A 20,317-nucleotide genomic window follows, 5' to 3' on the forward strand; every position below is an offset into this window, starting at 1 on the left:
AATATCGGAGTGCAATAAACTGCCTATGAGTATGTCGTTTGGCTTGGCAGCTAGTCTTAGCACCTCACAAAAGCTGACCCCACAGATGCAGCAAGCTATCAAGCTGTTGCAGCTATCTAGTCTTGAGCTGGCGCAAGAGGTCCAAGCTAAACTCGATGCCAACCCCTTATTAGAGCGAATAGAGGAAGAAGAGCTTGATTACGATCATGCCGATGAGCTAAACCACGAGCCAAATGAGCCGATGACGCTTGAGATGTGGAATGAGGCCAGCGCAGCCAACCAAAAAGAGCTTAAGTCAAATGCTGATAGTGAGTTTGGTAATGAGTCCGACTCTAATAGTAGCAACGATGATAACTATTCAGACAGCTTAGATAAATTACAGCAAAGTAGTCTAGATAATGAGGCTATGGATAGCAGTGATGATTATAGTAGCGACAGCTTTGAGTATAGCAGTTTTGATAGTGGCAACTATGCCTCAGCTGGCGGTTCAGGCTCAACGAGTAGCAGCGCTGGATTTGACGAATTGGACAGCTATCAAGGCAGCACCAGTGCCACTATTCAAGACTATATACGCTGGCAATTGAACTTCAAGCGGTTATCAGAGACCGATGTTTTGATTGCCAATTATTTGGTTGAGTCGATGGATGATATGGGTTTTATTCGACTCGATATCGGCGAGCTTTTGCAAAGTCTCGATACGATGGCCAGCTTCTATCAGTGGGACACTCAAATCGAATATGATGAGATAGCTGCTGTTCTACGTATCATTCAGTCCTGCGATCCGCTAGGCGTTGGCGCACGGAGTTTGAGCGAGTGTCTAGCTATACAATTAGATAAGCTCGATTCGAGCACTGACCATCTGGCAGAGGCTCATGCCTTATTGAGTGCCAGCGAGCATCTAGTGAGTAATAATATCAAAAAGCTCACTGACCTGACGGGCTTAGCTACAGAGCAAATCAATCCTGCATTAACATTACTGCGTACCCTAAACCCTGCTCCTGGATTATCTTTTCAGAGTAGTCAGCCTGATTATATGCAGCCTGCCGAGAGCTACGATATACCCGATGTATTAGTGACTCCGCTACGGGGTAGTAGCACTATCAAATCATCCAAAAAAGCCAATAACACCAATAATAAAGACAGCTCAGGCACACCCGATAGTTGGGATGTAAGATTGAATCCTGATACTTTGCCCAAACTACAAGTTAATAAAGAGTATGCCAGTTTAGTTAAGCGCGGCGATGATAGTCCTGACAATCAGTATCTACGAGATAATCTGCTTGATGCGCGGCTTTTTATACGCAGTATTGAAGAGCGTAATCAAAATTTACTAAAAGTATGTACTAGCATTATTCGTCGCCAGCAAGATTTTTTATTGTATGGTGCGCGTGCTATGCAGCCCTTAATCCTTAAAGATATCGCTGAAGAGGTAGAGCTTCACGAATCTACTATTTCACGTTTGACGACCAGCAAATCTATTTTGACGCCTCAAGGACTATTTTCATTAAAATACTTTTTTTCATCGCACGTAAGTAGTAGTGATGGTGATATTTCCTCAACGGCTATCAGTGAGATGATCAAACAGCTTATCGCTGATGAAAATCCTAAAAAACCGCTCTCAGACAGTCGATTACAAAGTGCTTTGCAAGAAGAAGGTATCGATATCGCTCGTCGCACCGTTGCCAAATATCGTGAAGCTTTGAATATCGGCTCATCGACCTATCGTAAACAAAAATATTAGGCTGATAATCTAATACCAAACGGTTTAATCAGTGATATATGTTTGATAATTAAAAACAAAATTTTTTGATTATATATAAGTCTGTAGAAAACCCCAGTCTTAGATACATTTAATTACAACAATGCGGCTTGCTACTCTACAGCTTTCATGACAAATTAGAACTACATCGGGAGTAAAAACCCAGTAATAAAGAACGTTAATTTCTGAAGATTTTAAGGATAAATCAACGGTTTTTAATAGCGTTTAATACTCTCGATAAGGTAAGAAAATACAGCTAGTTGGCTTTATTTTCTATAGTTTTAGCTATAAATATAAGGATAACAATATGAATGTTTCGATCAGTGGTCATCATATCACCGTAACCGACGCAATGAATGCAGCGGTAAGCGAAAAATTAGAAAAAATCGAGCGTCATTTTGATCAAATTCAGAGTATCCAAGTTATTTTATCTTTGGATAACAGTGGCGCTAGTGATGGCGGTCAAAAAAGTAACAAGGCTGAAGCTATAATGCGCGTCTCAGGCAAAGAGATGTTTGTACAAGCGTTCGATGATGATATGTATAAAGCCATCAACGATATGTCCGATAAGCTTGAAAGACAAGTCCGTAAATATAAGACGCGTCAAGAGAGCAAAAAGACTCAAGGAGCAGGGCGTGACGGGCGTTATGTAGATAATGATGTGGCTGATGTAGCATCTGCAATGTAACCGACTTACTGATGAACGAGATTATTGAACAAATAGAGGCAGATTGAGAAATAGGTAGGGAGAGGAGATATATAGCTTTAATGCCTTTGACCGATGCAGTATTAGCTGTGATTAGTGATAATCATAATACTAAAACATAGTTGTAGTTATGCTAATTCGGTCAATCTCTCTGCTTGCTATTTAAGTGAAGTAATTACTTGTTAATTAAAAAAAGACCTTGAGCGCTCAAAACGCTAAGGTCTTTTTTATATCTAATTCTGAATGAAAGTATCTTTATTAGAACAGTATTAATAAAAATAAATTAGCCACCACCAACGGCTTGTACCACTTCGATCACCATTCCATCTGCGATACGCATCAGTCCCAGCTCACTTTTGGGGATGAGCTCACCATCGACTTCGACTGCATAGCGCCCAACACTTAATCCCAGCTCATTAACTACTAGCTGTAGCGTTTGATGTGTGGTCTGTAATGTCTTACCATTGACGGTGATAATACTCATAAGTTTATTCCCCTAATATTAAATGCTATAGAGTGCTATTTCCTAAGCGCAATGCAGTCACTGCTAACCACAGCCACCCTGCAATCATAAGCACACCGCCGATAGGAGTGATAGCACCAAACCAACGCGGAGCGCCTAACGCCATCGAATATAAACTACCTGCAAATATAATGATCCCAATCTGTAATAGCCAAGCGCTAGTCTGAGTCGCATAATTTAGGCGAATTAATAAGCTGACAATCAACAGACCAATAGCATGAACCAATAAATATAACGTAGCGGTATGCCACCACGCTAACTGCTCAGCACTGGCGATATTCTTTAGACCATGTGCACCAAAAGCGCCAAGACCTACAGCAATAGCCATATTAATAGCGCCGATACCTATCCAATTCACCATGTGCTACCCTTACAACTATTTACAGCCTTTAGTGAGCTTTGCTATTGTCTAATTCGCTAACCCTACTACTCACAAGACTACTGAATATCATCTGGCAAAATCACACTATCAATAGTCATTGCATCACGGATTTTATCCATAGCATTTTTTTCGATCTGTCTGACTCGTTCTGCTGAGATGGAATATACCGCTGCCAGCTCGTGTAGCGTAGATTTTTGCTCAGTCAGCCAGCGCTGCTCAACGATATCTCGCGAGCGATCATCCAAAGTATCCATAGCCGCTATCAGCGCGGATGAGTTATTCTCTTCCCAGTCGGCTTCCTCAAGCATCTCAGCAGGATCAATACCATCCTCTAGGAACAGTTGCGGCGCATAACGTCCATCATCATCGTCGCTCGACTGAGTCTCAAAGGAGGCATCATAAGAGGTCAGACGCGACTCCATCTCGAGCACTTGCTTGCGGGTGACATTGAGATCACTAGCGATAGCATCGGCTTCCTCTAAGGTGAGCTGATTATTGGTCTTTTTCAGACTGCGTAGATTGAAGAATAATTTACGATGCGCTTTGGTAGTTGCTACTTTGACAATACGCCAGTTACGAATCACAAATTCATGAATCTCAGCCTTAATCCAATGCACTGCAAAAGACACTAAGCGTACGCCTTTGTTAGGATCAAAGCGTTTCACCGCTTTCATTAGACCTAAGTTACCCTCTTGAATAAGATCGGCTTGCGGTAAACCATAGCCTGAATAACTGCGTGCAATATGAATGACAAAACGTAGATGTGACATTACCAGTAATCGCGCGGCTTCAACATCGCCTTCGTCATAATAACGATGCGCGAGCTCTTGCTCTTGAGTCGTGGTCAAAATAGGAATCTGATGCACGGTATTAATATAAGCACCAAGATTTACGCCAGGTGCTGACAGATGCGTCGGCATAGCAGGTACTAAGTCACGCGTACTCGTCTCTTCTAGCGCGCTCGCATCATAAGGAGGGCGCTCTGCTGCTGCCTTTAGAGCAGCCTCACGTGCTGCATTTTTTTCAGGACTAAGCTTACTGTCCGTTTTATCGCTACTGATAGTTTTATCTTTCGCAGTATTCTCTTCTTGCACCTGCTTAACTACGGCAGGTTTACTCTGTTTGTTCTTAGGTTCAGCCGACTTTGCTACGACACTTTTAATTTTTTTGCTAGACGCAGACGTGCTCTTTGCTGTTGTATTCTTTACAGCTTTGGTGTTTTTCACAGCACTGGTATTAGGGTCATCGTTGTTAGGGGTCGTCACCGATTCAGTAGCCATATTCTTGACCTTGATTAATAGAAGATTAGTTAGCGCAATAAACACTTAACTTTTAGTTATATTATGAGTTATGTTAATTGTAAAGGATAGCCCGTCTTAGTTGCTATCAGTTTTGGTAATGATGAAGTGAAATATTGTATCGAAACTTGCAGTGACGGACGCATCAGTAGACGACTGGTTAGTTTTAGCAGTGCTCTGATTCACTAGTAATTGCAAGCAATTGCTGTCCTTAGTTTGCCAGTTTTGCTGACAGAAGGCGACAATATCTGCTTGCGAATTAGGATCCGTTGCGATGATATACAGTGCCTCATTAATTGCAACATTACGTAGCGCCACCTTCGTTTTTAGTAGCGGCATAGGACAAGCCAAACCGCGTCCATCCACTACTTGCTTTATAATCACACCGCTATCTGTCAAAGGTATTGCATTTGAGTCTAGCTTTTGAACCTTTTTAATGTAATCGCTTGGCAATAATTGTAGATGAGTGATAATTATCTCTTGCTCAGTGGCCGTTAGATTCTGAGCAAGATGTATCTGATAAGGCGCAGCTGGGTGAGTATTATTATCAGTGGACATAAACAAAGCCTTTAGTACTTTTGAATTTTGTACTTCTACTTATACTTTTAAAGAAGGTCTTCACAATTAAATATGATGAGCACTCTATTATAACAAACTAGTTATAAGCAAAAGTTACTGTTTAGACCACTGGCAATAAACACGATGATTGGAATTATCAATAGCATAACTTATATGGCTATTTGATGTAACGTGATCGGATATCTCAGTGTTGGATATAGCTGTGTTGCGCAAAGGTATCACAGCGCTTAGATATTGGTAGCAGACAATAGATTAGCATTGATTTGCTCGTGCTAAGCTCTTATAGTCAAAACGACATCAAAAAAAGGTATCAAACTATTATGTTGCCTATCCATAAGTCCAAAGCTAAGCTGCTATTACTAATAATGATAAGCAGTCCTGTGTCTACTATTTTTGTAGCTAGTAGCTATGCTGCATCTACGCCTGTAATGAGTGCGAATCAATCTACAAGTCTATCTGTAAATTCTAATGGGTTAGATTTAGAATATAGCCCCTGGCAATACCCCATTCAGGATAGACAGGCAGAGGCCTTGGCATTGCCCAATCTACGTGGAGATAGTTTAAGCTTTGCAGAGCAGCACCAAAATAAGCTGGCTGGTGAGTGGTCGCTACAAAGGATCAATGGCCAAGCAAAAATGGAGCATGACCCTTGGGTGCAAGAAACCATCAAGGAGATGACGTGGCGACTCAATGCGCAGGCGCGCCAGCAAGCGCCATTGGCAGTGGTCATCATCGATAATCCTAGTATTAACGCCTTTGCCGCGCCAGGTGGCTTAATCGGTATCAATACGGGCACGATTACGGCTGCCAAAAGTATGGATGAGTTAGCAAGTGTCGTCGCGCATGAAGTCGCTCATATCAGTCAGCGCCACTATGAACATAGTGCTGATGAGCGCAAGAAGGCGTTGCTACTACAAATCGGCGGTATGCTGGCGGCGATCGCTGCTTCAGCAGTCGATGGTGATGCAGGCGCGGCAGTAATGATGGGCTCTCAGACCGCTGCAATGAATAGTGGCATGGCTTTTAGCCGCAGTAATGAGCGCGAGGCTGATCGGGTAGGGATGCAGATTATGAATCAGGCGGGCTATAATCCGCGTGCCATGGTGAGCTTCTTTGCCACTATGGATCAACAGCGTCAGCTCAATCAAAGCGCCAATCAGTTTTTGCCTAGTTTTATCCGCTCACATCCACTCAGCAATGAGCGTTTGAGTGAATCACAGAGCCGTGCGCAAAGTTATCCTTCACTGTCGCTGAGCCAGCAGCAGCGTCATCAAGCGCTGTTTGATTTGCTCTACTGGCGGGTGCAAATCACTGGTAAACAGGTAACGCCAACAGCGCTTATGAGCGCTGCTAATAACAGCGTTGGTGCAAAGCTGGCGCTATTGAGCTGGTACGGTGAGCAGCAGCGATTTATTGAAGCGGAGCAACTATACAAAATCCTAGACGCTTTGCCTGCAGTGCAGCGCCAAGCGCTAGAGCCACTATTGTCTATTACCCAAAGCCAGATCTTAACTGAGCAAAACAAATGGACGCAAGCGGCGCAAATGTTAGCAGCTCAGCAGCGTCTATATCCTGAGCGTCGAGATTTACGTCTTTATTTAGCAGAGGCGCTCACTAATAGTGATAATCCAACCCAAGCACAAACGCTATTAAAGCCATTAACCCAGCAGCAGCCAAGCGACCGCTATGCTTGGCAACTGTTGCAATTAGCGAATGAAAAAATCGCTAAAACTACGCCTGTAGCGCAGTTGGCTAAGATTGCAACGATCAATGCGCTACGTTATCGCAGTCATGATCAACTATGGAATGGACGTTACGATAGCGCGTTGACCTCATTGACCCAAGCGCAGCAATTGGCTGAGCAAATGCAGGCAAGCGCACAAGCCAGTAGTGCTAGGCCACTATTAGCCAATATCGCTCAAGAGGTCAAAAACGTAAAAACCGCTAAAGACTATAAGCCCTAAGCGGTAGTTTTAAACAGGCAATAATTTTAAAAGACGATGATTTTAAACAACGTTAACTTCAAACAGGATATAGATTCAATAAAAACAGCATGTTTCAAAAGTCTGTCTAATAAGTGATAAATAGCTCAAGTTACGAAGGCTGTAATGCTTCTTTAACCAGCTTTGAGATTATAGCGGGATCTGCACGACCTGCTGTTTTCTTTTTTAGGCTACCCATTACCGCGCCCATATCGCGCATGGAGGTTGCTCCTTGCGCTGCAATCTCAGTATTCACTAATGCTGCAATCTCGCTATCATCCATTTGTTTGGGCATAAATTCATTGATAATATTAATCTCGAACTGCTCTTTGGCTGCCAAATCGTCACGGTCATTTTCGGTAAAGATAGCCAACGACTCTTGGCGCTGTTTGAGCTGCTTTTGCAGGACATCTAGTACATCTGCATCGTCAAGCTCAATCCGACGATCGACCTCTATTTGCTTGATGACGGCTTGTACATTGCGCATGACTTTGACTCGTTCAATCTCACGCGCTTTCATAGAAGTAATGATCGTATCGGCTATATGTTGTTGAAGTGGACTCATAGCTATTATTATTCCTTAGTAGGTAAAATTTAGTTTATAAAGCAAAATAAAACCGCTATTAACAAAAATTGTAGCATAAAAAATACCACTGTTATCTATAGATAGCAGTGGTATTAGTATAACGCTTGTAGCTAGTTATTTAAGAGAGACCCAGTTGGCACTCTCGATAAATAATAATTAGTACATACGCGTAGTACGGACAGTATCACGTTGGGTTTTTTTCTTATAACGCTTCACAGCAGCTGCTTTTTTGCGCTTACGCTCTTGTGTAGGTTTTTCATAAAACTCACGCTTACGTACATCTGATAATACACCAGCTTTTTCGCAAGCACGCTTGAAGCGACGGATAGCGATATCAACAGGTTCGTTTTCTTTGACCTTAACTGCAGGCATGAAGACTCCTTATAGGGATGAGATTAAAGGCATTAGTTTGGCTGTATATTAGTATTTAGCCGCAATATCTCAAGATTGCCGACATCAGCTCAAACTAGGATAATTTTGACATAACTTTTTACAAAATCTTATGCACAGACCATAGCCGGGCACAAGGGCAGTTATTCTACTTAAAAAATGCAACAAAGTCAAAGTCTTTAATCTATATCAGCATCTTTTTAGTACAAAATCCTTACTACCTATAACGATTTATTAGCAATTTATGCTATTATAATCTCAATCTGACGGTAGCCAATTCTATGCTTTTACGTCAATTTTATTGAGGATGTTGGAATGAGCAAAGTAGGATCAAAATTAGGGTCAAACAAGTCATTAAGCGCAGCACTATTAGCGACAGTAGTGCTGACCTTGGGCGTGAGTGTGACGAGTTGTAGCAGCGAGCACGAAGAGATTTTAGCGGTTGATCGCGTTGATCAAGCGGCTGATATTGCCCGTCAGCTAGCACCAGAAGCTGAAGATATGGAGTTTCCAGAGGTAGTTGCTGCACCGATGCCTGAAGTTACGGCTACAGATATGGAAGTGGTAGCAGATGGTGCAGAAGCGCCAGCTACAGATGCTCCTGCTGCAGCCGAAGATCTAGCGGTCAATGTAGGTGCCGAGCTTTATAATAAGCAATGCATGGCTTGTCATGCTAGTGGTCTGCTCAATGCGCCAAAATATGGTGATGCAGCTGCTTGGGCACCGCGTATTGAAAAAGGTGTAGAGACTTTAGCATCGCATTCAGCGAACGGCTTTAATCAAATGCCAGCTCAGGCTTATAACGGCGTGACAGAAGATCAGATCCGTCAAGCGGTTGAGTACATGATTGCAGCGGCTAGCTAAACGGTTGCAGATGTTAGAGCGAATATTTAGAGTGAGTAGGGGTATTGACTATGAACGCTATGCGAATCTTAATAAGTAAATCATCAATGGCAAAGCTAGCATTTGGTCTTAGTGCGCTATTAATGATTAGCGCTTGTAGTGATAATACTGCAGTTGATGACACGCCCGTTAGTGAGCCTGAGGTTGAAGTAGTCGATGTCGGTGAGCCTGAGGCTGTAAAGCCTGTTGAAGAGGTCGCTGTGATCGAGGCACCAGCCGATGAGGTTGCTATTATAGAGGCAGACACTAACATTAGCGCTGAGCCTGAGATATTAGCTGCTGATGCTGATGCTGGTGCTAAGCTTTATGAGTCAAATTGTAAGGTTTGTCATACCAATGGTCTATTAAATGCGCCAAAACTCGGTGATAATCAAGCGTGGGCACCACGTATCGCTAAAGGCAAAGAGACGCTGTATATGCACTCAGCGCAAGGGTTTAATAAAATGCCTGCGCAGGCTGTGAACGGGATTACTGAAGCACAAGTCAAAGCCTCAGTAGATTATATGTTGGCAGCCGTTAGCTAGATAAGTTTTAGCTATTGAAATTTATCAAACTAACCGTCATTGTCAATCGCAATGGCGGTTTTTTTGAGTTAAAAATTGGTCGCTCTCTTGATGAGTACTGATAACAAATAAAGGCATGAGCATGAAAGTATTAGGACTTGAAACCTCTTGTGATGAGACAGGGTTGGCCGTTTTTGATAGTGAGTTAATAGATACTGACAATCAGGGTTTACTTGGACAAGTGTTATATTCGCAAATTGAGCTGCACGCTCTGTATGGTGGCGTAGTGCCAGAGCTGGCCAGTCGTGACCATATTCGCAAATTAGTACCGCTCTTTGATGAGCTGCTAGAGCAATGTAGTATAAGCAAAGATGACATCGATGCAATCGCTTATACCAAAGGCCCGGGGTTAATTGGAGCGCTAATGACGGGTGCGCTATTTGGTCGTAGCTTAGCCTATGGATTAGATATTCCTGCTATCGGTATTCACCATATGGAAGGGCACTTGCTCGCGCCCTTGATGAGTGCTAACTCGCCTGATTTTCCTTTCGTCTCGCTACTGGTATCAGGTGGACATACTCAGCTGATTGCCGCAAAAGGTATTGGGCAATATGAGATACTAGGCGAGTCGATAGATGACGCGGCAGGCGAGTGTTTTGATAAAGCCGCAAAAATGCTAGGCTTAGAATATCCAGGTGGTCCAAACATTGCTAAGCTCGCCCAGACGGGTAAGGTAGATGCTTATGCGCTACCGCGTCCAATGCTGCATCGCGGTCTGGACTTCTCATTTAGTGGTATGAAAACAGCAGTGCATAATCTAATTAAAGATACAGATGGTTCTGAAAGCGATCCGCAAGTACGCGCTGATATTGCAGCGAGCTTTCAGCAGGCGATGGTCGATACTTTAGTCAAAAAATGCGTCAAAGCGCTCAAGCAAGTGAATATGAATAGGCTGGTTATAGCAGGTGGCGTCAGTGCCAATACTCATCTACGCGAGACGTTAGAGATTGAGCTGGCAAAGGTCAATGCAACGGTTCATTACGCACCGCCAGCGCTCTGCACTGATAATGGCGCGATGATTGCTTATGCTGGCTACCAGCGTTTGCAAGCAGGGCAGTCTGATGATCTTGCAGTCACCTGTGTACCGCGTTGGCCGATGACCGAACTACCAGCATTGTTGCCAGCGCTTTAAGCTAATTTTCAGCGATAATGCTTGCACAAAAAAGGATAAGTTATGCAGTGGTTGGCTATCGGTTTAGGTGCAGCATTAGGCGCGTGTTTGCGCGGCTATTTAGCGCGCTTTAATCCGCTGCATCATTGGATACCGCTTGGCACGCTTGGCGCAAATGTCTTAGGCGGTTTGCTGATTGGACTAGCGCTGGTTTGGTTCGAGCGCGTAGGTAGCGACTTATCGCCCAATATCAGATTGTTTGTCATTACAGGGTTTTTGGGTGGTCTGACTACTTTTAGTACCTTTAGCGCTGAGGTGTTTACTTTTATCAGCGCTGGTAGAGTATTGGCAGGGCTTGGGTTAATTGGGTTGCATGTGGGTTTAACCTTGCTTGCAACTGCTGTGGGGTTTTATTTGTTTAGGTTGGTTTTGTGAGCTTTTGATAGATACTGCTCGCTTAAGGGTCTGATTTGAGTAGTTTCTTTATAGAAGTCTTTTTTGAGTAGTCTATTAATCGTTTAAAGGGTCTGTTTTGGTAGTTTCAGTGGAGTATACCTTTTTTAATACGCTAGCGTAGATTCTAAAGCAGTGCAACGATTACTATAGAGTAGTAGAACGTACGTAAAAGAATGATACTGATACTATTGATCAATGAGTTTATATGACTTTTTTTATCTCTTTCGTTTTTATCATGGTAATACTAACTTTAATTTTCGAAAGGAATACAAATTATGGTTGTCTAGGATTTATAGTCATTATTCTAATTGGTGTAATGGTTGTGAGTTATAGCCAAAAAAAAGCACAGGAAAGACACGAGGAATGGTGAGATGAAGTATACATGGATGGAATAACCAATGGAGAGTACGCTGATTGTGTAGCCGAAGAAGAGAGAATTAGAGCACATTTATATTGTGATCCATAACACTATTGAGTCCGTAGGTTGAGTGGTCTACTACTAGTAGTAATGCTTCACTCAACATACATCATTTTTCATTCTAGAATAAGTAGAAGACAGGCCTTAATACGGCTCTACAATAAAATTCATAGAGGGATCATTCCAACAGCTCCAAGCATGAACGGGCTTACCGTTTTGACTGAGTCCATATAAGCACTTATTTTTATCTTCAGCTTTTAGTCTTACAATATTGCCTGTCACTGGCTCTAGTACAAATGTATTTGCAGATTCGCATGCCGTTAAAGATGCCTTTGCTCCGTCTGTATTATTATTAACTGTTAAACATTCTTTAGATTCTTGATGTTGCAGCTTCTTTTTTCCAGTCGTTGGATGAACTATAATTTTAAATGCCATTCCTGGGTTTTGGTAACATGACCAGGTATAGGCGTTATTATTAGTTGTGCCTGGTGTTTGATAACCATATATACACTTATTTGTCGTTACCTGTTTTAGTCTAAAAGTTCCGCTTGTATCAGGAGCAGGGTTTGGAGAAGAATAGCAAGGAAGAGTTTTTTGATTCACCCTGTACCATTTCGTTCTGTTTTTTCGTTTAACCTTGATCTCATAATTGGTGTTGCAAACAAGTGGCTGTATGACGTATTGAACACTGTCATAATTAGGACAAATCGTCGCAGGTCCTGTTGACCATGCTCCAGATGATCCAGGTCTATAATTCACTTTATATTCTTCACCGCCTTTACAGCCGAAACTAATTTGAATTGCGGGCAAATTAAGTTGATTGTTGTATGTTAACGATTTTAATTCCCAAACATTAGGGTCTTTAGATTTTAAATCATTAACATTGAGACTTTCAGATTTCGATTCCTTAATGTTTGGGATTTCATGTTTTAAGTTTTCAGTATTGAGACTATCCGTTTTTAATTTTTCAGCATTGATGCTGTCAGATTTCAAATTTCCAATATTGAGGTTGCCTGATTTTAAGTGATTAGAGGCATTAGCATGCCCAGCAATTACTAACGAAAACAGCAGAACAATAATTCTATTCATGACACATTCCTTGTATATTATTATTGACAATACTTATCGTTCCTACTACATAAAACGAGATATCCGAATATATTGTATTTTAAATATAGCATGTATAGTCAATTTATATCATAAAGAATAAATCTACTTAATAGATATGTTCACTGCTTATTGCTTTTACTACCTTATAGCGCTGCCTTAAACTCTGAGCGGATATAAAAAATTTATAACGGCTTAACAATCCCTTCCAACAAACCAGCAAAACCCTGCATATAAGCAGTGTCTTGACTGGCCGTACGGGTCGCCGCATAGAGCTGACAATGCACACCTTTCCCTAATCGCCTTGATACTACCCAGCCCTTTTTCTCATATTCCGCTACTACCCAATCGGGTAATGCCGCCACTCCGCGCTCGCTAGCGACTAATTGAATCAGCATCGCGGTCAGCTCCGTGGTACGAATATTTTTAAAACTTACCTCAGCTGGCGTCATAAAGTTAGCGATAATATCTAAACGTTTGGCTTCTACAGGATAAGCAATCAGCGTCTGCTCGGTTAAATCTTCAGGTTGAATAACATCTTGCTCTGCCAAATCGTGTAATGGCGATAGCACTAAACGACTCTCGTACTCAAACAATGGCTGATAGCTCAGACCTTCTATTGGTAGATTACTAGTGGTAATTAATAAATCAATATCACCTTCTAGTAATAAATGATGCGGCTCAGGCTCAAACCCTGTCGCAAAGTCCAGCTCGACATCCGACCACTCACGGCGATAATGATTGAGTATCGGCATCAGCCAATCAAAGCAGCTATGACACTCAGAGGCTAGACGTAACCGGCCTGCTTGACCATGGGCTAAGCGCTTAAGATTGGCTTTAGTACGTGTGACTTGTGGCATAATACTGTCAGCTAGCGCTAGTACCGTTTTACCAGCAGGAGTGAAGGTGAGCGGGCGAGTACGACGATTGACCAGACTGATATCGTAGTAATTTTCTAGCTCTTTGAGCTGGTGTGAGACCGCAGAGGCAGTAACGTGTAATTCATCAGCGGCAGCCGCCAGTGAGCCATGCGCTCGTAGCGCAGTTAAGGTATTAAGATGACGAAGCTCTAACATAAGGTGACCTAAATTTTGTTTTCTAAAAATTTAACGACGACGTAATAACAGCTGCGAGATCATCACTAATACTAGAGAGGCAGCTAACAATAACGTACCGATAGCATTGACCTCAGGCTTGAGACCTACGCGTACCATCGAATAAATCCGCAAGGGCAAAATCTCATAGCTTGGCCCTGTAACGAAGGTCGATACCACGACATCGTCAAGCGATAGGGTAAAAGCGAGCAACCATCCTGCCATTACTGCGGGTAGTATTACTGGAATCAGCACCGTACGTATCATCGTTGACTCAGAAGCACCCAAATCTCGCGCCGCTTCCATCAAGCTCTCATCTAAGCTGCTCAAGCGTGCAAATACAGTAATCACCACAAAGGGTAAGCAAAAAGTAATATGTGCTAATAATAAAGATACAAAACCCAACTGTAGACCAATTAATAAAAATAGCGCCAGTAGCGATATCGCAAGGACAATCTCAGGTGACATCATTAGCACAAATAGCAACCCGTTCAATAAGCCTTTACCGCGAAAGTTATAGCGATGCAGCGCCATAGCGGTTAGCACGCCTATCACCGTTGAGACTGTAGCCGCGACTAAACCTAAAACTATCGAGTGCCAAAAGGCATCAAGCATCGCTTGGTTTTTAAACAACGACTCGTACCATTTGAGACTAAAGCCGCCCCAGTTATAACCTGTCTTTGAGGCATTAAAGGACATCACTACTAAGACGATAATAGGCAAATAGAGTAGCGCATATATTAGGGTTAAATAACCTTTTGCAGCGATGCTACCGACTTGGCTTTTTGTTTTGACAGAGGGAGGACTAGAATTAAACATTAGGCCACCTCATTAAAGTCGGTTTTGCCAATACGCTTGCTACTAGCCCGATAGGCGAGTAATAGTACTGCCATCGCAAGCGTTAATAGAACACTAGCCGCAGCACCAAATGGCCAATCGCGTGCATCTAAGAATTGATTTTTAATAATATTACCGACTAGTAAATTACGCGAGCCGCCCAGGATATCAGCAACATAGAACATACCCATCGCAGGCAGTAGTACTAATAGCACGCCTGAAATAACACCAGGAGTGGTCAGTGGCAAGACCACGTGCCAAAAGGTCTGGGGCTTGGATGCCCCTAGGTCCTGCGAGGCTAGCAACATGTCATCGCGCAGATCCGTAAATACTGCATACAAGGGTAATACCATAAAGGGAAATAGCAAATAGGTTAGACCGATAATCACCGCACCTTGGGTATATAACATGTCTATTGGTGCATCGATAATACCGATGGCTAGCAATGCTTTATTGATTAGGCCATTAGTCGCTAGTAATAGCTTGAGCGCATATACCCGTACTAAAGAATTGGTCCAAAAGGGTAGGATTAGTAACAGCATGAGCAGCGGTTGCCAACGAGCGCGAGCTCTAGAGACTAGCCAAGCAAAAGGGTAGCCTAGCAATAAGCAAATAGCAGTGGTAAGTCCTGCCATCCATAATGAATGCACAAATACTTCAAAGTATAAAGGATCAACGAGACGCAAATAACTGTCGATAGTGGCGGGCAAGCTGATAAAGTCGCTGGTATCACGAGTCAAAAAGCTCACGGCTATGACTAATATATTCGGCAGTAGCGCAAATATTAGCAGCCAGCCCCAAATCAGCCATAGCGTTGCAGTACGAAAGGTGCTTTTATTACTTAGACGAGTCGTATTTTTGCCAGCCATCAACGGATACCTTTATGGGTAGCATTAGATATGTCAAAGACTTTAGTTTGCGCAGTCTCAGTACTATTCTCAGTATTAGCATCAGTATCCACAGAGTCATCATCAGGCAATACCCATTCCCAGCCGTCGACCCAAGTGACTTTAACAGGTTCATTTATTTTATAGTCAAAGCTAGGATCATCCTCATCAAAGAATTCTGAAGCTTTAATGATATGACCATTATCCAGCTCAATAATGGAGTCTAGAGTGCTGCCTTTATAGTTACTCTCAATGACTCGGCCAAGCAGTCCAGCATGAGTGCTATCGTTAACCTCATAAATACGCAAATCTTCTGGGCGTAATAACAGATTGACGATGTCACCGACTTTTACGTCATTGGCAAAGTTAGGACGGCGCAGATTACGCAACGTTGTTGGGCCAGCTTGTGCCTGATTCTGTGATTGGGCTTCGCAAACTTCGACTTCGATACGACCATTAGTGACTTGCCCATTACGGTCTGGCTGCTCGGGATAGACGCCCTTTACCTCAGCTTTGAATAAGTTAGTTTCACCAATGAAGCTGGCGGTAAACAGATTGGCTGGATTTTCATAAATTTCAATAGGCGTGCCAATCTGCTGGAATCTACCATCTTTCATCACCGCAATACGATCTGACATCGACAGCGCCTCTTCTTGATCGTGAGTGACGAATACAAAAGTAATGCCAAGCTCACGCTGCAGACGCTTAAGCTCCGATTGCATCTGCAAGCGCAGCTTATAATCGAGTGCTGATAGTGGCTCATCTAATAGCAGTAGTTTTGGACGATTAATGACGGCTCGGGCAATAGCCACACGCTGCTGCTGACCACCAGATAAGTCTTGTGGACGACGATTGGCTAGATGCTCCATCTGTACCATCGCTAAGATATCGCGCACTCGCGTCTGAATTTCAGTTTTAGGTACTTTTTTCAGCTTAAGCCCATAAGCCACGTTTTGCGCGACGCTCATGTGCGGGAATAGCGCATACTGCTGAAACACAGTATTAACGGGACGCTTATCAGCTGATAATCCTGCCATCTGTATACCATCTAGGTATATCGCACCTGCACTTGGCTGCTCAAAACCTGCTATCAGGCGTAGTAAAGTGGTCTTGCCACAGCCTGATGGCCCTAAAAGCGTTAAAAACTCGCCGTGCTTAATATTTAAATTAATATCAGTTAGTACTTCGGTCTGATCGTAGGTTTTTTTTAGCCCTGTTATTTTTAGTAGCGCATCAAGGTCAGTCGTTTGTATCTGTGAGGAGGAGTCAGTCATAATAGAGGTTCCTAAACGACCAAAATATTGGCGCTGTGATGGTAAAGGGGCTAAGCCTAAGCTCGCTATAGTTGCTGCGTATTATAACAAACCTATTGCTCCAGTTGCGGTAAGTTAGCGACAGATTATGCAGGCTATACTTATTGCAAGCTATACTTCTTTGAAATAAGAATTTAGACTTTGTCTTGTTGATCTTATTCGTTGCGTGCCACTCATTTTATTAATACTGTTCTGCTCATTTACCGCTAATTGTTTATGAAGTTAAGCTTAAAATAAATTGCTTTTTAGAAAAGTTTTTATGATTATTTTGCTATACAATAATTTTATAGACGACTAGGGCGTATCCTAGTAACCCCATTTATAACCAAGGATGACTCATGCCGAATGCCAACCGCCCAAAAACAGGAGCAGAGGCGCTTGCTTTGCTCAAACAAGGTAACGCACGTTACGTCGATAGTTTGACCAGCGATCCCTCGATGCAGCGCCGCCCAGAATTAGTCAAAGATCAAGATCCGTTAGCTATTATTTTGGGCTGTTCAGACGCAAGAGTACCTGTAGAGATTGTTTTTGATCAAGGTCTAGGTGATTTATTTGTGATTCGCGTAGCAGGTAACATAGTCGCGCCATCGCAAATTGGTTCTATCGAGTTTGCCGCTGAAAAGTTCGATACTAAGCTTGTGGTCGTCCTTGGTCATTCTCATTGTGGCGCTGTCACGGCTTGCGTAGACGCACTCATTAATCCTGAGAAAAACTACTCACCAAATCTACAGTCTATCGTTGATCGCATTCGTCCGAGTGTCTATAACTTGCATGAGCTAGCCACTGCTAATGGTCAAGACGCTGATGCTGATGAGCTCCTTGATCGCTCTATTCGCGCTAATGTAATGATGTCAGTCAGCCAGCTCAAACATGGCTCACGCGCTCTAGAGGATTTGGTCAATAGCAATCAGCTGCTCATCGTTGGTGCAGAGTATGACTTAGAAACGGGTTTAGTGCGTTTTTTAGACAGCTGATACTTTATTAAAAGGTAAGTACAAATATGCTAAAAAATAGAACAGCAAGGCGGTAACAAATACGACAGTACTGTTTTATGCTATAGCTTTTTTAACTCATAGAAAATACAAGGATAGCCATGTCTAACTCTACCACCACCCAAGATAGCCAAAATAACACTAGCGCTCAACCTGATAGCAGTATCCAAGTAAAAGGCGTCCAGCCTATCGCTATGGCGACTAATGGCTTTACTTTTAACCACACGATGCTACGAGTCAAAGATCCTGTTAAGTCATTGAGCTTTTATACAGGCGTATTAGGCATGACTTTATTGGCGATCAAAAAGTTCCCTGAGATGGGCTTTGATTTGTATTTTTTGGCGAAGCTTACCGATGATGAGCGTCAAAACTTGCCCGCAGGTGATGATTTGGCTATTTATACTTTCCGTCAGCGCGGTATTTTAGAGCTGACCCATAATTATGGCACTGAGACTAAAGACGACTTTAGTTATCATGACGGGAACGCTGAGCCACAAGGCTTCGGTCATATCTGCTTTAGTGTGCCTGATCTAAAGGCCGCAGTTAGCTGGTTCGATGCTAATGAGGTCGAGTTCAAAAAGCGTCCAGAGGATGGCAGCATGAAAAACATCGCCTTTATTAAGGACGTTGATGGCTATTGGATTGAGATTGTTGAAGCAGGGCTGATGGGTTAGATATTATAAAGGTTGGCTCTATGAGCCTGTACAGCCTAAGGATTGAATAAGATATCGTCTGGTGCTGTGAGCTAAACCTTGCAAGCAAAACATTATAAAAATACTATAAAAGATAGGAACACTACGTTTATGCCCACCTCCGATACTGTTACTGATACTACAGTTGTTGCCGCCACTGATGATGCGCTGACCTACAAAGCCATTGCTGATACTGCCAATGATTTATTGATTAGTTTTGTCGAGCGTATTCCGTATTTTGTCGCCGCAATAATAGTGATGCTTATCTTTTGGTTGCTATCAAAATTATTTAAGAAGATAGTGCGCAAGTTATTAGGCAATCGCAGTAGCCATCAAAATTTAGTCAAAGTATTCCAGCGCGTTGGCGGTGCATTGATATTTTTTATTGGTTTTATGATCGCGATGGTCGTCGCTATACCAGGATTTACCCCAGCCAAACTCATCGGCGCGCTCGGCATAGGTTCGGTAGCCATTGGTTTTGCTTTTAAAGATATTTTCCAGAACTTATTATCAGGTATTTTACTGTTGCTCTCAGAGCCTTTTCGTATTGGCGATCAGATCGTCTCAGGTGATTACGAGGGAACCGTTGAAGATATAAAAATCCGCGCCACGGTTATTAGAACTTATGACGGTCGCCAAGTCGTTATTCCCAACTCAGATCTATATACTTCAGCATTGACAGTTAATACAGCCTATAAGCAGCGACGCTTGCAGTTAGCGGTCGGTATTGGCTATGCTGATGATATCGATGAGGCCAAGTCGGAAATTATGCAGGCATTAGAGAGATCGGATACTGTATCAACGAATGCTTCACCGACAATCATCGCAGTCAATCTAGGCGACTCTACCATTGATCTAGTTGTGCGTTGGTTCATAGATGATGGCACTCAAGCCAATAAAGTAAAATCTATCGATCAAGTGCTCGTTGAAGTCAAAAGAGCGCTAGATAAAGCAAGCATCGATATGCCGTTCCCAGTACGTACGCTAGATTTGAGCGACCCTTCGGTCAAGGCTATCGTCAAGAAGCTGGCTGATCAACAACAGGCGAGTGATGAACAAGATGAGACGCCAAGTTTAATTACTAAGTAATTGAGTGTAAGGGTATAAGGGTATCAATAAAGTCAACCACAAAAAAAGCCGCTATACTTTAAATATAACGGCTTTTTTAGGCGCTTAAAAAATCTTAATCGTCTGTTTCTACTTGGAAATCAGTATGGCACGACTTACAGCTTTTACCGACCGCGCCAAATTCAGCCTTGATGTCATCCACACTAGTTGCCGTTTGAGCCGCAGTATTTAGTTCTGCTGTTACTTTTTGAAATTTCTCTGATTCGGCAAGGAAAGTTTCTTTATCGCTCCAAACCGCTTCAGTAGCATTGCCTACTGCTTCTTGATTTTCAAAATGTACCCAAGGATCTTTAGAGGCTCCTGCCAAAAATGAAGCTTGCTCTTTCGCCACATCAGCGTCGAACGTATCAGGCTCTTTAACCATACCGCCGACAACCTTCATGGTATCGCCGTAGTTTTTCATAATATCTTGACGGGCTTTGACATCTGGGTCAACAGAGCCACTACAAGCTGTGAGACCAAGTGCTGCACTCATCAAAGTGATACTAACCATAGATTTTAACGATTTAGTGCTATAAAGCTTTGACATATAAAAAATCCTCGTATGTGGCTATTAATAAAGAGAGTAAGCAAGTCCAACGGCAAGCTACTCTCAAAATTCGGCTACAAAC

Annotated in this window: 22 protein-coding genes; 10 read left to right on the top strand and 12 right to left on the bottom strand. The window is 42.7% G+C overall.

The features are described from left to right. Positions 1-25: 25 nt before the first annotated feature. Complete coding sequence (locus tag ACR63T_RS01410) at positions 26-1,741, top strand: RNA polymerase factor sigma-54 (RefSeq protein ID WP_472784531.1); 1,716 nt, start codon at positions 26-28, stop codon at positions 1,739-1,741. 325 nt (positions 1,742-2,066) lie between these two features. After that, positions 2,067-2,447, top strand: a complete 381-nt coding sequence (hpf, locus tag ACR63T_RS01415) for a ribosome hibernation-promoting factor, HPF/YfiA family (protein ID WP_472784532.1) — start codon at positions 2,067-2,069, stop codon at positions 2,445-2,447. Positions 2,448-2,748: 301 nt separating this feature from the next. Here hpf and thiS read toward each other — a convergent pair whose 3' ends face one another. The 4 genes from thiS to ACR63T_RS01435 all read right to left on the bottom strand — a co-directional run bounded on the left by thiS (position 2,749) and on the right by ACR63T_RS01435 (position 5,226). Then, positions 2,749-2,949 carry a sulfur carrier protein ThiS gene (thiS, locus tag ACR63T_RS01420; protein ID WP_201571234.1) on the bottom strand — a complete coding sequence of 67 codons (201 nt, stop codon included), beginning with the start codon at positions 2,947-2,949 and terminating at the stop codon, positions 2,749-2,751. 25 nt (positions 2,950-2,974) lie between these two features. Continuing rightward, positions 2,975-3,349, bottom strand: coding sequence for a DUF423 domain-containing protein (locus tag ACR63T_RS01425; protein WP_472784533.1), 375 nt, complete (start codon positions 3,347-3,349; stop codon positions 2,975-2,977). Positions 3,350-3,426: 77 nt separating this feature from the next. Continuing rightward, complete coding sequence (gene rpoH, locus ACR63T_RS01430; RefSeq protein ID WP_201573683.1) at positions 3,427-4,290, bottom strand: RNA polymerase sigma factor RpoH; 864 nt, start codon at positions 4,288-4,290, stop codon at positions 3,427-3,429. A 456-nt stretch (positions 4,291-4,746) separates the two neighbouring features. Continuing rightward, positions 4,747-5,226 (bottom strand): sulfurtransferase TusA family protein, encoded by a 480-nt coding sequence (locus tag ACR63T_RS01435; protein WP_472784534.1) that lies wholly within the window; start codon positions 5,224-5,226, stop codon positions 4,747-4,749. Positions 5,227-5,627: 401 nt separating this feature from the next. Between ACR63T_RS01435 and ACR63T_RS01440 the strand changes: the two genes are divergently transcribed. Further along, on the top strand, positions 5,628-7,211 hold the full coding sequence (locus ACR63T_RS01440; RefSeq protein WP_472784535.1) for a M48 family metalloprotease: 1,584 nt from the start codon (positions 5,628-5,630) through the stop codon (positions 7,209-7,211). A gap of 130 nt (positions 7,212-7,341) precedes the next feature. Here ACR63T_RS01440 and ACR63T_RS01445 read toward each other — a convergent pair whose 3' ends face one another. Both ACR63T_RS01445 and rpsU read right to left on the bottom strand, forming a co-directional pair. Then, entirely contained in the window at positions 7,342-7,794 is a 453-nt protein-coding gene (locus ACR63T_RS01445) for a GatB/YqeY domain-containing protein (protein ID WP_472784536.1), read from the bottom strand. Between the two features lie 177 nt (positions 7,795-7,971). Continuing rightward, a complete protein-coding gene (rpsU, locus tag ACR63T_RS01450; protein ID WP_201571244.1) occupies positions 7,972-8,187 on the bottom strand; it encodes a 30S ribosomal protein S21 in 216 nt (71 codons plus the stop codon). Positions 8,188-8,520: 333 nt separating this feature from the next. On the opposite strand from rpsU, the gene ACR63T_RS01455 reads away from it, so the two are divergent. The 4 genes from ACR63T_RS01455 to ACR63T_RS01470 all read left to right on the top strand — a co-directional run bounded on the left by ACR63T_RS01455 (position 8,521) and on the right by ACR63T_RS01470 (position 11,217). Next, a complete protein-coding gene (locus tag ACR63T_RS01455; RefSeq protein WP_305899434.1) occupies positions 8,521-9,069 on the top strand; it encodes a c-type cytochrome in 549 nt (182 codons plus the stop codon). 50 nt (positions 9,070-9,119) lie between these two features. After that, positions 9,120-9,632: a c-type cytochrome gene (locus ACR63T_RS01460; RefSeq protein WP_472784537.1), complete on the top strand. Its 513-nt coding sequence runs from the start codon at positions 9,120-9,122 to the stop codon at positions 9,630-9,632. 121 nt (positions 9,633-9,753) lie between these two features. After that, the gene (gene tsaD / locus ACR63T_RS01465) at positions 9,754-10,803 is read left to right on the top strand and encodes a tRNA (adenosine(37)-N6)-threonylcarbamoyltransferase complex transferase subunit TsaD (RefSeq protein WP_472784538.1); all 1,050 of its coding nucleotides are present in this window, start codon (positions 9,754-9,756) and stop codon (positions 10,801-10,803) included. A 42-nt stretch (positions 10,804-10,845) separates the two neighbouring features. Continuing rightward, the gene (locus ACR63T_RS01470) at positions 10,846-11,217 is read left to right on the top strand and encodes a CrcB family protein (protein WP_201571255.1); all 372 of its coding nucleotides are present in this window, start codon (positions 10,846-10,848) and stop codon (positions 11,215-11,217) included. A gap of 583 nt (positions 11,218-11,800) precedes the next feature. On the opposite strand, the gene ACR63T_RS01475 is transcribed toward ACR63T_RS01470, so the two are convergent. The 5 genes from ACR63T_RS01475 to potA form a co-directional block, all read right to left on the bottom strand. After that, positions 11,801-12,745, bottom strand: coding sequence for a ricin-type beta-trefoil lectin domain protein (locus ACR63T_RS01475; RefSeq protein ID WP_201571259.1), 945 nt, complete (start codon positions 12,743-12,745; stop codon positions 11,801-11,803). A gap of 203 nt (positions 12,746-12,948) precedes the next feature. Then, the gene (locus ACR63T_RS01480; protein ID WP_472784539.1) at positions 12,949-13,839 is read right to left on the bottom strand and encodes a LysR family transcriptional regulator; all 891 of its coding nucleotides are present in this window, start codon (positions 13,837-13,839) and stop codon (positions 12,949-12,951) included. Between the two features lie 30 nt (positions 13,840-13,869). Continuing rightward, the gene (gene potC / locus ACR63T_RS01485; RefSeq protein ID WP_472784540.1) at positions 13,870-14,676 is read right to left on the bottom strand and encodes a spermidine/putrescine ABC transporter permease PotC; all 807 of its coding nucleotides are present in this window, start codon (positions 14,674-14,676) and stop codon (positions 13,870-13,872) included. After that, a complete protein-coding gene (gene potB / locus ACR63T_RS01490) occupies positions 14,676-15,563 on the bottom strand; it encodes a spermidine/putrescine ABC transporter permease PotB (RefSeq protein ID WP_472784541.1) in 888 nt (295 codons plus the stop codon). Before potB ends, potC begins: the two co-directional genes overlap by 1 nt. Then, positions 15,563-16,855 (bottom strand): spermidine/putrescine ABC transporter ATP-binding protein PotA, encoded by a 1,293-nt coding sequence (potA, locus tag ACR63T_RS01495; RefSeq protein WP_472784542.1) that lies wholly within the window; start codon positions 16,853-16,855, stop codon positions 15,563-15,565. Before potA ends, potB begins: the two co-directional genes overlap by 1 nt. 377 nt (positions 16,856-17,232) lie before the next feature. On the opposite strand from potA, the gene ACR63T_RS01500 reads away from it, so the two are divergent. The 3 genes from ACR63T_RS01500 (at position 17,233) to ACR63T_RS01510 (ending at position 19,667) form a co-directional block, all read left to right on the top strand. Next, entirely contained in the window at positions 17,233-17,868 is a 636-nt protein-coding gene (locus ACR63T_RS01500; protein WP_201571284.1) for a carbonic anhydrase, read from the top strand. Between the two features lie 212 nt (positions 17,869-18,080). Further along, the gene (gene gloA / locus ACR63T_RS01505) at positions 18,081-18,560 is read left to right on the top strand and encodes a lactoylglutathione lyase (RefSeq protein ID WP_371747917.1); all 480 of its coding nucleotides are present in this window, start codon (positions 18,081-18,083) and stop codon (positions 18,558-18,560) included. Positions 18,561-18,689: 129 nt separating this feature from the next. Then, complete coding sequence (locus tag ACR63T_RS01510) at positions 18,690-19,667, top strand: mechanosensitive ion channel family protein (RefSeq protein ID WP_472784543.1); 978 nt, start codon at positions 18,690-18,692, stop codon at positions 19,665-19,667. Between the two features lie 94 nt (positions 19,668-19,761). On the opposite strand, the gene ACR63T_RS01515 is transcribed toward ACR63T_RS01510, so the two are convergent. After that, positions 19,762-20,235: a c-type cytochrome gene (locus ACR63T_RS01515; RefSeq protein ID WP_305899445.1), complete on the bottom strand. Its 474-nt coding sequence runs from the start codon at positions 20,233-20,235 to the stop codon at positions 19,762-19,764. Between the last annotated feature and the right edge of the window lie 82 nt (positions 20,236-20,317).

It is taken from the genome of Psychrobacter sp. M17(2026) (assembly GCF_055699815.1).